We start from the raw sequence: 12,413 nt of genomic DNA on the forward strand, positions 1-12,413 counted from the left end.
ATCCTTCTCCCTTTTAATGGTTGTACCATTTATTATAATTCCATTACAGCTGCTTTAAATTTATCACCACGGTCTTCATAGTTTTTAAACCAGTCAAAACTCGCACAGGCTGGGGATAGTAATACCGTATCTCCCTTTTTGGCTAAATGTGAAGATAGGACAACAGCATCTTGCATGGAAGTACTGTTGACAATGATTTCAACATCTTGTTCAAAAGCCTTATGAATCGCTGCAGTATCCTTTCCCAGACAAACTATTGCGCGCACTTTATCCTTTACCAAATCAGTCAGCATGCTATAGTCATTTCCCTTATCCACACCACCTAATAACAATACGATTGGCGTCGAAAAACTCTCCAAAGCATACCATACGGAATTGACATTGGTAGCTTTCGAATCGTTGATATAATTAACTCCTCCGATACAAGCAACATGTTCAAGACGATGTGGAATATTCACATACGATCCCATGCTTTCCTTCATCGCTTGATTTCTCAACTCCTGTACTTTTGCAATTAATCCAGAAGCCATACTATTATAAATATTATGCTTCCCTTGCAATGACAATTCCTCAGTTCTCATAGTGAATGTATCGTTATTTGGTGTATTAATAATCATTGTTTTATTGGCCGTTAAATAAGCGCCCAATTCAACAAGCTGTTCTTGTGTAAAAGGCAGATACGTCCCTTTACTATGGTGTCTTTCCAGACCTTTTATTGTCTCAGGGTCATCCAGACAGTATATAAAATAGTCCTTCTCTGTCTGATTTTGAATCATTCTGAATTTAGAATCCACATAATTTTCCATTTTATGGTCATAACGATCCAAATGATCCGGAGTGATATTAAGTATTACAGCAATATCTGCTCTAAAATGGTACATATCGTCCAGCATAAAGCTGGATATTTCCAACACGTAACAATCAAAATTTTCACGTGCTACTTGAAGCGCAAAGCTCTTTCCAATATTACCGGCCAAACCAACATTAAGACCTCCATGCTTTAGCATTTCGTAAGTCAACATGGTCGTTGTTGACTTTCCATTAGACCCTGTAATGCAAATTAACTTGGCCGCAGTATATTGGGCAGCAAATTCTATCTCGGCTATCACAGGAATCCCTTTTTCTTTTAAGGCAATCACCAATGGCACTGTTTCTGGAATCCCGGGACTCTTAACAACAAGTGCAGCGTTCAATATGCGTGATTCGTCATGGTTGCCCTCCTCGAAAGCGATGCCTTCCGCTTTCAACTGTTCCTTATAGTGATCCGCTATCAGGCCTTTATCCGATACAAATACATCATACCCCTTCTCCTTCCCCAGGATTGCAGTCCCCACACCACTTTCACCTGCGCCTAGAACGACCAAGCTGCCGGATTGAGGATAATATGTTGTTGCAATATTTGACATCGTTATCTAATTTTTAATGTTACAATTGTCAGAATGGCCAAAATTATTCCCACAATGACAAAACGAGTGACAATTTTCGCTTCATGGTAACCCTTCTTTTGGAAGTGATGGTGCAAAGGCGACATTAAAAAGATCCTTCTTCCTTCACCATATTTCTTTTTGGTGTATTTGAAATAGGAAACCTGTAAGATGACCGAAAGATTTTCCAACAAAAACACACCACACAAGATTGGAATCAATAACTCTTTACGAATCAAAATAGCAAACGCCGCTATAATACCTCCGATTGCCAGACTCCCCGTGTCCCCCATAAAAACTTGTGCAGGATACGTATTATACCATAGAAAGCCTACACAAGCCCCAACAAATGCTCCAGCAAAAATTACGAGTTCTCCCGAATTGGGGATATACATGATATTGAGGTAATCAGAAAAGATTACGTTACCCGATACATAAGCTAAAATTGCCAAAGTAACTCCGATGATCGCCGAAGTACTCGTTGCCAAACCATCAATACCATCGGTAATATTTGCGCCATTGGATACCGCAGTAACGATAAAAATGACGACAATTAAAAAAACGATAAAAGTCAGGTAGTCGCTTTGCAAACCAAACATCTTGAAGACCTTGGCGTAGTCAAATTCATTATTTTTATAAAATGGGATATTTGTTTTAGAAGATTTTACATTTTCAGCGTATGTTTTTTCTCCTGTGCCCTCATTGATAACCACTTCCACCGGTTTAGTAGATGTCGGCTTGTCCACACCTTTGCGTACCACTATATCCGGATGAAAATACATTGTACAGGCAATTATCGCCCCTAAACCGACTTGACCGACAACTTTAAATTTACCCGCCAATCCTTCTTTATTATGTCTAAAGACTTTAATATAATCATCCAAAAAACCTATTGCACCCATCCACAATGTCGTTATAATCATGATAATCACATAGATATTGGTCAATTTGGCAAATAATAGTGTCGGGATCAATATACCGGCGATGATTATTATCCCCCCCATAGTAGGTGTACCAGCTTTCTTTTTTTCACCTTCTAGCCCCAAATCACGAATTGTCTCCCCAACTTGTTTATTATGCAAGAATTGGATCAATTTTCCCCCAAAAACCGTGGTAATAATTAATGAAGCAATCACAGCCATGGACGTCCGAAAGGAGATGTATTGAAACAATCCGCCTCCAGGTATATGGATATATTCACTAAGCCACGTAAATAGATGGTACAACATATTTCTATTTTTCGTTAAATGTATTCTCTAAAATTTCTTTATCATCAAAATGCTGTTTTACACCATTCACATCTTGATATTTTTCATGTCCTTTTCCTGCAACTAAAATAATATCACCCGGATTTGCCAGTTGATAAGCTGTACGAATCGCCTCTTTACGATCAGCTATTGAAAGTGTTTTTGCCTTTTGATCAACTCCGACACCAGCCTCGATATCTTTGATAATCTGATAGGGATCTTCCGTGCGCGGATTGTCCGATGTAATCACAAAACGGTCGCTATAACGTAAAGCTGCTTCCGCCATTTCTGGTCTCTTCGTTTTATCCCGATCACCACCACAGCCCAACACTGTAATAATTTTTTGTTCCGGACGTCGCAAAGAACTTATTGTTTTTAAGACATTTTCTACAGCATCCGGTGTATGGGCATAATCAACTATACCGAAAACACCTGATGCAGATTTCATCGTTTCAAAACGACCTTCTGCTCCTTTTAATATACTTAAAGCAGTCAGCACTTTCACTGTTTCTTGCTCCAATAAAATCGCAGCAGCATACACGGCCAACAGATTATACGCATTAAAGTCGCCGATCAATTTGACCCATACTTCTTGCCCATCTATACTCATCAGCATACCATCAAAATGGCTTTCAATAACTTTTGCTTTAAAATCGGCTCCAGAACGCAAACCATAACTCTTTCTGTGCGCAACCGTATTTTGCAACATAACCTGACCATTTCGATCATCGGCATTCGTCAATGCAAATGCATGTATGTCCAGATCATCAAAAAATTTCTTCTTTGCTTTGATATAATTATCAAAAGTTTTATGAAAATCCAGGTGATCATGTGTAATATTCGTAAATATTGCACCGGCAAACACTAAGCCTGCAATACGTTCTTGCACTAGCGCATGGGAGCTCACTTCCATAAAAGCATAGTCACAGCCATCATCGACCATGTCCCGTAACAGTTTGTTGAGCTGAATCGGATCTGGTGTCGTGTGTGTTGCAGGAATTACCTTTGCACCAATTTGATTCTGTACTGTTGACAATAAGCCAACATGATATCCCAATTCAGTAAACAACTGGAATAACAGTGTAACCACCGTTGTTTTTCCATTTGTTCCAGTCACACCAACTAGCTTAAGTTGTTCCGATGGATTACCATAGAAATTGGCAGAAGCAACCCCCAGTGCATATGCAGAGTCTGCAACTAAAATATAGGCTACAGAGTCCAATATTTCAGCAGGAAGTTCTTCAACAATAACTGCTCTCGCTCCCGAAGTAATCGCCTTATCCACAAACAAATGCCCATCAGTCTGAACACCACGCACAGCGATAAACAAACTTCCCAGCTCCACTCTTCTGGAATCAAAGCACAAAGAGTACACATCGACCTCTTCGAGGTTTCCCACCACCTGCTGAACAGGGATAGCATGCAATACTTTTTTTAAATCCATCATTACTTAAGTTCTAATTTTATCGCCGTTCCAAATGGAAGTTTTTGACCTGCAATCAATGATTGTGCTCCCACTCTTCCCTTTCCAAATACATGCGTTTTAAATCCTGCATTCTCCATCACATACAATGCATCCATCAACCCCATGCCCACTACATTTGGGACAATTCCCTCTCTATATTTTAAATCCACAAAGGGTACACCTCTATTCGATGTATCTACTTCGCCTCTCGCCACCATATCCCAATTCACCGTATTAATTCCCAACTTATCATACACTTTCTTACTCGCTTCTCTTGATCCTTGCAAGGTCAAAGGCATTCTTCCACCTACATTCACAGCTTTGAATGATTTTTTGCCCTCCATCTCCATGTCATTGGCATAGACCATATCCGCTAATTCTTTAAAAACAGGCCCAGCTATCGATGCACCGTAATATCCATTTCTCGGATTTCGAATCACGACGATAATCGAATATTTCGGATCTTCAGCCGGAAAATAACCCGCAAAAGATGACTGATATCTCCGTGCGCCATAACCTCTGGAACCATCCGCCATCTGGGCAGTCCCCGTTTTACCCCCTGAAGTATACAATGGACTAGCAACACTCCTTCCTGTTCCTTCTGTCATCACTCCTTCCATCATCCCTCTTACTTCCGCCAATGCATGATCTGAGGCAATTTTTTCATTGATAACTTTTGCCTCGAAACGCTGAATTGTATTCCCTAAATGCCTAATCTCTTTCACAAAAAGCGGCGCAATCAATTTACCATTATTTGCAACCGCGTTATAAAATGTCAAGGTCTGTAATGGTGTAATCTTCATCTCATAACCATAAGCCATCTGCACCAATGACAAACCACTCCATGATTTACTTTTCGACGTTTTCACCAGTGGAACACCTTCCCCCGGAATCTGCAGATCCAACGTTTTTCCAAAACCGAAAGAATGTAGTTTCGATGTAAACTGATCTGGGTTATCTTTATAAGCTTGATAGACAAATTTTGTTACCCCAACATTTGAAGACTCTTCAAATGCTCGCTTCGCCGAGACTATAGATTTTTTGGGCGCATGCGAATCACGAATGGTATGCTTGTAAATCGGCCAGTTACCATTTCCGATATTTATAGTTGTACTTGAATCGATCTTCTTATCATCAATCAATGCCAGATAAGAAGCAAGTTTAAACGTTGACCCCGGATCGGCACTTTGCGCAATCGCAAGATTGAACTTTTCACGATAAACACCGTCTTTATCCCGCATGAAATTTGCAACGGCACGCACTTCCCCGGTTTTGACTTCCATCATCACAACACAACCTTCATCCGCGTTACTTATGATCATTTGTTTTTCCAAAGCACGCTGAGCCATATCCTGCATATTCACATCAATGGTCGATATAATATCAGAACCGTCAACTGGTGCCACTTCAATATCCCGATTAACTGGAATCCAAACCCCACCAGCAATACGCTGCATCAATCGCTTACCACTTTTCCCATCAATGTACTCACCATATGCACCTTCTAAACCGACATGGATATTTTCCTTTACATTTTTGTAACCGATAGTCCGAGCCGCAAGGTTCACAAAAGGTAAGATCCGTTTATTCTGTCTATCCGTAATCAAACTACTTGGATAACGGTCTTTACCAATTCGAGCAGCCTTAAACAAAGGAAATTGCTTCACCTTCTTTAAATCCTGATGCGAGACATTACGCTTGATCAGCAAGTAACGCTGTTTTTTATTTCGCGCCTGTTTTAATAATGTCAAATATTGCCGGGATGATTTATCCTTAAAAAAACCAGCCAATTTTATCGCTAGAGAGTCAACTTTGAGATTGAAATAATCACTATCCTCTTCAGGTACAGCCATAGCATCAAAACGAAGTTCATATTCTGGAACAGAAGTCGCCAACAGACTACCATCGTTGGAATAGATATTTCCCCGGGCAGCTTCAACTTCGCGCTCCTGAATAGAAAGACTATCCGCCAATGCTTTCCAATGTTGCCCATCTACATATTGCAGCTTCAGCATTTTCCCAAACACCATAAATGCAAGTAGCACAATAAGTCCAAAGGCAAAATAGACGCGAACAAGAATCGTGTTTCTGATACTCATAACTCTCTCTATTTTTCTTCTTTTTTCTCTACAACTTCAATCTTGATCGGTGGCTCCAACCGTTCTTTCAAACCTAAGGAGTCTACACGTTTCGCAATCTCTGTCTGTGTGGACATTTTCATAAGTTCTGCCGACAGCGACTTATGATCCCAACCTAATTCTTTGACTTCCTTGCTTACTTTATCGATGCTCCGAATAGTTCGCTCAGCGAAGTGACGATTGGAGATATACAACAGCATCAGAAAGGCGATAAAAGCTCCAAAAGGCAAATACTCCAATATTTTGTTTAAGGAAAGGTCTCCAACGGTAAAAAGCGTTTTAATAAACGCTTCTGTTTGTTCCGCCTTTTCTTCGACAGTTTCTTGTAGTTCTTCTTGAACTTCTTCACTCAATTCTTTCTGTCTTATCGTATTCCTGCTCATCTTTTCGCTCCATTTTTTAAGACAAATCCAACCTTTCAGCAATACGCAGTTTCGCACTGCGCGATCTATTATTTTCAGCCAATTCCTGTGACGACGCCGTAATAGCTTTACGACTTAAAACATGGAACGGTTTGATTTCATTTCCAAAAAAGTCTTTCTCGACGTCACCTTTAAACTTCCCTTTGGCCATAAAATTTTTCACCAAACGGTCCTCTAAAGAGTGATAAGACATCACCACTAATCTCCCCTCGCTTTTCAACATATCAACAGTTTGCAATAAAAATTCCTGCAAAGCCTCAAGCTCACGGTTAACCTCGATGCGCAACGCCTGAAAAACCTGCGCATGATATTTATGTTCTTTCCCTTTCGGAACCATCCGTTGAATAACTTCCTTTAATCCAGCAACAGTATGTATCGGCTGAACCAAACGCGCCGTCACAATTGTTTTCGCCAGCGACTTTGCATTCATGATTTCGCCATACATCCCGAAAATCCGATGCAGATCTTCTTCTGCATAAGTGGCCAATACCGCTTTTGCATCCAAGTCCCCCACCTGATCCATACGCATATCCAAATCGGCATCAAAGCGAATGGAGAAACCGCGATCCGCTGCATCAAATTGATGCGACGAAACCCCCAGGTCTGCCAAAATCCCGTCCACCGTACGCACGCCGTACAAACGGAGACTATTTTTTAAAAACCTGAAATTCTGATGAATCAACGTAAAACGAGGATCATCAATCACATTTCCCAAAGCATCTGGATCCTGATCAAAGGCAAATAGCTTTCCCTCCGGCCCCAGTCTCCTCAGTATTTCACGAGAGTGACCACCACCACCGAAAGTTACATCCACATAAACGCCATTTGGCTTAATCGCCAAAGCATCCATGCATTCTTGCAACATGACCGGAACATGATAAACATTCTCCATATTACTATATTCCAAAATTAATATCCCCCATTACCTCGGCCGCTAAAGACGATATATCGTCCACTCCGCCATCTCCCATCAAATCATCATACCCCTCTTTAGACCAAACTTCAATTTTATTAAACTGACAGGCCAAGACCAGCTCCGTTGTTATGCCCGCAAATTCCAATAAACTTTTTGGCAACAACACACGCCCCGCTGCATCCAATGTCAACTCAGTTGCACCACGCGTAAACGCACGCACAAATGCCCGCACCTTTGGATCAAATTGATTTAACTTCGCCAGTTTGGCTGTCATCAAATCCCACTCTTCGCGTGGATAAAAAACTAAATGTTTCTCAAAACCGCGATTCACAACAAGCCCATCGCGCTCAACATGAGGCATCTGCCTCTTGAGCGCAGCCGGCAACACCATCCTTCCTTTGGCGTCTAGCTTGCATTCGAATTCTCCGATTAATTGAGTCATGTAGTCAACTATCCTATTCTAATTTAAATGTAAAAGTATACACTTTCTCCCACTTTCCCCCACTTTGCAACATAAAAAAGTTTTCCACATCGAAAAATCGCTACAAGAAAAAATACTATCCATTTTCCATACAACACATAAAACCTTATTTACAAGCAGTTAAACACGCTTTTCATTCAAGTATATCCTCAAAACAATGGCATATATTTTTCGATTTTTTTTCCGCAAATAGGAAAGGAATTGTAAAAATTTCCTCTCTGGAAACTTAATTTTGGTTCATTTTTACAAAAAAATGGGAGAAAGTGGAGCTCTGGAAAATGAAAAATTGAAAGCGTGGTTGAAAGTGGGAGAACCGAGCTGAAATAAGAACTGTAGAATTCGTTATTGTCGAGTAAAACCAATAATTTTGCATAAATTTTATTTTAATTAAGATATGCACAGAACACACACTTGTGGAGAATTAACATTGGCTGACTTAGGGAAAACGGTTACCCTAAGTGGATGGGTTCAAAAATCCCGCGATTTGGGCGGCATGACTTTCATCGATGTTAGAGACCGATATGGTATCACACAATTAACGTTCAATGCAGACGATGATGCGACTTTACGCGCGAGTGCCCTTGAACTGGGAAGAGAATATGTCATAAAAGTAACCGGAGAGGTTATTGAGCGCTCCAATAAGAATTCTAAAATATCCACCGGAGATATTGAAATCAAGGTTTCAAACCTTGAAATATTAAATGCAGCAAAGTTACCTCCATTTACGATAGAAGATGAAACGGATGGTGGTGATGATATCCGCATGAAATTCAGATACCTGGATTTACGTCGTAATCCAGTACGCGAAAATCTTATTTTGAGACACAGAACTTCACAGGAAGTGCGCCGTTATCTTGACTCTCAGCATTTTTTAGAAGTTGAAACACCATATTTAATTAAATCAACTCCTGAAGGTGCTAGAGATTTTGTAGTCCCTTCCCGCATGAATTCTGGTGAATTTTATGCATTACCTCAATCGCCACAAACATTCAAACAGTTATTGATGGTATCAGGTTTTGATCGCTATTTTCAAATTGTCAAATGTTTTCGCGATGAGGATCTACGTGCTGACCGTCAACCCGAGTTTACCCAAATTGACTGCGAAATGTCATTTGTGGAACAGGAAGACGTGCTGAATATTTTCGAAGGACTTGCCAAACATATCTTTAAAACCATCAAAGGTATAGACCTTGGATCTGTACCACGTATGACTTATGCAGATGCGATGCGTCTCTATGGATCAGACAAACCTGACATTCGTTTCGGAATGCAGTTTGTCGAATTAAATGACGTTGCAAAAGAAAAAGGCTTCCCTGTATTTGATGCAGCGGAGCTGGTTGTTGGTATTAATGCAGAAAATTGTGCACATTACACCAGAAAACAACTGGACGCTTTAACAGACTTCATTAAACGTCCGCAAATCGGGGCGACAGGCTTAGTATATGCACGTGTCAACGAAGATGGCTCAGTGAAATCTTCGGTAGACAAGTTTTTCTCGCCAGAGCAGTTAATGACGATTGCAGACAAGTTCCACGCGAAACCAGGCGATCTATTATTAATTATGGCTGGCGGCAAGGATAAAGTTCGTAAGCAGTTAAACGAACTACGTCTAGAAGTTGCTTCGCAACTCGGTCTTCGCAACAAAGACACTTTTGCTCCCCTATGGGTCATTGACTTCCCGCTATTGGAATGGGACGAGGACAGTGCCCGGTATCATGCGATGCACCACCCCTTTACTTCACCAAAACCAGAAGATATTCCATTATTGGACACTAATCCTGGCGAAGTGAGAGCAAACGCTTATGACTTTGTCTTAAATGGTGTTGAAGTGGGCGGTGGGTCTATCCGTATTCATGACAGAGAGCTGCAATCCCTTATGTTTAAACACCTTGGATTTAGTCCTGAAGAAGCACAGAAACAATTTGGTTTCTTGATGGAAGCATTCACCTATGGCGCTCCTCCACACGGAGGTTTAGCGTTTGGCTTTGACAGACTTGTCTCGCTATTAGCCGGCTTAGATACCATCCGTGACGTGATTGCCTTTCCAAAAAACAACTCCGGAAGAGATATCATGATTGATGCTCCATCAACTATTCACCAAGAACAATTGGATGAATTGAGCTTAAATATTAATATAAAAGAATAAATTTCAAGCTCGCTTTTCGAGAAACAATTTATTAACACTATATTTAAAAGTTGGTAGGAAACGACCAACTTTTTTCGTGAAAAATCAGCAGATTAGATGTCAGAGAGTACGGCGAATACGTTTTTAAAGGAAAGTGCACAGAAAGCATTTGACACCAAACATCGCGATATTATCAATTACAATATCGACAAATACAATATTGCTTTCGAAAAAGGGAAAAGCAAATTTGCGGACCTCGAGAACTCCAAAACCAAAGCAAATTTGATCAAATGGAAAGTAATGGAAAATCTCGATCGATATCTATTACAATTTGAGGCAAATTTCACGGCGCGTGGCGGAAAGGTAATCTGGGCTAATGATGCCGACGAAGCACGGGAGGAGATTTATAAAATAATCGAACGAAAAAGGACACGGTCGATTGTAAAATCTAAATCTATGGCTACGGAAGAAATTGAATTAAATCAATTTCTGGAATCCAAAAACATAGAAGCCATTGAGACTGATCTTGGAGAATATATTATTCAGCTCCTAGACCAGAAACCCTACCATTTTGTCACACCTGCTATGCATTTAAGCCTGGAAGACATCGCTAAGCTTTTTCATGAAAAATTTGATACTCCTTTAGATGCATCCGCAGAACAGTTGACACTGAAAGCTCGCGAATTGTTAAGAGACAAATATTTAGCAGCAGAAGTAGGTATTACAGGAGCTAATTTTTTAGTCGCTGAAACAGGGAGTATATCAATTACAGAAAACGAAGGTAATGCGCGTCTGACCTCTACTTTTCCAAAAACACATATTGCTGTGGTAGGTATAGAGAAAATCATCCCCTCGCTACAGGATCTGGAAGTATTTTGGCCACTTTTATCCACTCATGGTACGGGTCAAAACTTAACAGTTTATAACACACTACTCACAGGACCAAAACAGTCTTATGAATCTGATGGCCCCGAAGAAATGTATGTTATCCTGCTTGACAATGGACGCAGTAATCTCCTTGCGCAGAAAGAACAACGTCAGGGGCTGTATTGTATCCGCTGTGGAGCTTGTTTAAATGTCTGTCCTATTTATCAAAATATCGGCGGCCATACGTATGAAACAACTTATCAGGGACCAATTGGGTCTTTAATTTCACCTCATTTAAATGGGATGAAGGAGTTTAAGCATTTAAGCTATGCATCCACCCTCTGTGGTAAATGTACTGAAGTGTGTCCTGTAGGGATTGATATTCAACGCATGCTTCTTGTTAACCGAAAGGATTCGGTAGAACAGGGCTTATCGACGAAAACAGAACAAAAAGTCTGGAGCTGGTTCACATACGGAATACAACGCCGAAAACTAATTGATTTTTTTGGCGGAAAATTCAAGAACTTTTTCCTCAGAAAGTTTTTTAAGAAAACCTGGGGCGAACAACGGGAGCTACCGAAACTAGCGGAAAAATCCTTTTCCAAACAATGGAAGGAACAGCAAAAAAATAAAGATTCATAAAGCTAGGTGGTGTGCAAACTTGATTGATATCAACATAGAAAAGGGGATCTATGATCCCCCTTTCAACTAACACTCACCAATTATTAATATGAAAACTATTCTATTTATTAACCTTATGTTGTTTTCGCTTCAGCGTCAACTGCTTTCTCGTTCACACCTTTCTGAAAATCTCCTTTCCGCATTTTTCGATCCTTTCTCCAATGCTCTTTGTGCATTTTATGGTTCTCAGCGTAAGAATCCTTCAATGTCTTTTGTTGCTCCGGAGTCAATAAAGCCATCATTTTTTTATGATCAGCAGCACGTTGTCTTCTCATTTTTTCGCGATACAATTTACGCTCTGCTGCTATTTTTTTATGATCCTGTGCTTGCTTCAAATGAAATGCATATACCTCTTCCCGTTGTTGATCTGTAAACTTCAATTTTTGGTCCATGCGATCTGTTTTGATCTTAGCCAATTCTTCAGGGTTTTTATTTTTTAAGCCATCATGCTTTCTATCTTTCGAATGCTTGTTTATTAGTGCACTCATTTCATTGGTATCTGATTTAAGATCCTCTTTCTCCTGTGCGAAACCTGTTAACATTAATCCGGATAACGCCAAACTTAACATCAATTTTTTCATCTCTCTATTTTTATAAATCAACAATCTATCAATTTAATAGGCCATCTTTTCAACCTATTTATCTAT

The 12,413-nt window shown here is 40.2% G+C and carries 10 protein-coding genes; 2 read left to right on the forward strand and 8 right to left on the reverse strand.

The genetic code is table 11. The features are described from left to right. Positions 1-32 precede the first annotated feature (32 nt). Genes murD through mraZ form a run of 7 tightly spaced genes read right to left on the reverse strand, consistent with a single transcriptional unit; the run spans position 33 to position 8,054 of the window. Positions 33-1,406 (reverse strand): UDP-N-acetylmuramoyl-L-alanine--D-glutamate ligase, encoded by a 1,374-nt coding sequence (gene murD / locus ABTV71_RS23005; RefSeq protein ID WP_121125831.1) that lies wholly within the window; start codon positions 1,404-1,406, stop codon positions 33-35. A 2-nt stretch (positions 1,407-1,408) separates the two neighbouring features. Beyond that, positions 1,409-2,653, reverse strand: coding sequence for a phospho-N-acetylmuramoyl-pentapeptide-transferase (gene mraY / locus ABTV71_RS23010; protein ID WP_433901235.1), 1,245 nt, complete (start codon positions 2,651-2,653; stop codon positions 1,409-1,411). A gap of 4 nt (positions 2,654-2,657) precedes the next feature. Further along, a complete protein-coding gene (locus ABTV71_RS23015; protein WP_433901236.1) occupies positions 2,658-4,118 on the reverse strand; it encodes a UDP-N-acetylmuramoyl-L-alanyl-D-glutamate--2,6-diaminopimelate ligase in 1,461 nt (486 codons plus the stop codon). Continuing rightward, positions 4,118-6,235: a penicillin-binding protein gene (locus ABTV71_RS23020; RefSeq protein ID WP_121125834.1), complete on the reverse strand. Its 2,118-nt coding sequence runs from the start codon at positions 6,233-6,235 to the stop codon at positions 4,118-4,120. The genes ABTV71_RS23015 and ABTV71_RS23020 overlap by 1 nt, the downstream gene beginning before the upstream one ends. An 8-nt stretch (positions 6,236-6,243) precedes the next feature. Further along, entirely contained in the window at positions 6,244-6,657 is a 414-nt protein-coding gene (locus ABTV71_RS23025; RefSeq protein WP_121125835.1) for an FtsL-like putative cell division protein, read from the reverse strand. Positions 6,658-6,673: 16 nt separating this feature from the next. Further along, a complete protein-coding gene (rsmH, locus tag ABTV71_RS23030) occupies positions 6,674-7,588 on the reverse strand; it encodes a 16S rRNA (cytosine(1402)-N(4))-methyltransferase RsmH (protein ID WP_121125836.1) in 915 nt (304 codons plus the stop codon). Between the two features lie 4 nt (positions 7,589-7,592). After that, positions 7,593-8,054: a division/cell wall cluster transcriptional repressor MraZ gene (gene mraZ, locus ABTV71_RS23035; RefSeq protein ID WP_121125837.1), complete on the reverse strand. Its 462-nt coding sequence runs from the start codon at positions 8,052-8,054 to the stop codon at positions 7,593-7,595. Positions 8,055-8,487: 433 nt separating this feature from the next. Here mraZ and aspS point away from each other — a divergent pair, with 433 nt between their 5' ends. Together aspS and ABTV71_RS23045 are read left to right on the forward strand one after the other, a co-directional pair. Beyond that, the gene (aspS, locus tag ABTV71_RS23040) at positions 8,488-10,239 is read left to right on the forward strand and encodes an aspartate--tRNA ligase (protein ID WP_433901237.1); all 1,752 of its coding nucleotides are present in this window, start codon (positions 8,488-8,490) and stop codon (positions 10,237-10,239) included. A gap of 96 nt (positions 10,240-10,335) precedes the next feature. Beyond that, positions 10,336-11,727 (forward strand): LutB/LldF family L-lactate oxidation iron-sulfur protein, encoded by a 1,392-nt coding sequence (locus tag ABTV71_RS23045; RefSeq protein ID WP_121125839.1) that lies wholly within the window; start codon positions 10,336-10,338, stop codon positions 11,725-11,727. Positions 11,728-11,840: 113 nt separating this feature from the next. On the opposite strand, the gene ABTV71_RS23050 is transcribed toward ABTV71_RS23045, so the two are convergent. Then, on the reverse strand, positions 11,841-12,347 hold the full coding sequence (locus ABTV71_RS23050; protein WP_433901238.1) for a hypothetical protein: 507 nt from the start codon (positions 12,345-12,347) through the stop codon (positions 11,841-11,843). Positions 12,348-12,413: the final 66 nt, after the last annotated feature.

Origin of the sequence: Sphingobacterium puteale, assembly GCF_050986225.1 — a bacterium.
Taxonomy (GTDB): Bacteria; Bacteroidota; Bacteroidia; order Sphingobacteriales; family Sphingobacteriaceae; genus Sphingobacterium; species Sphingobacterium puteale.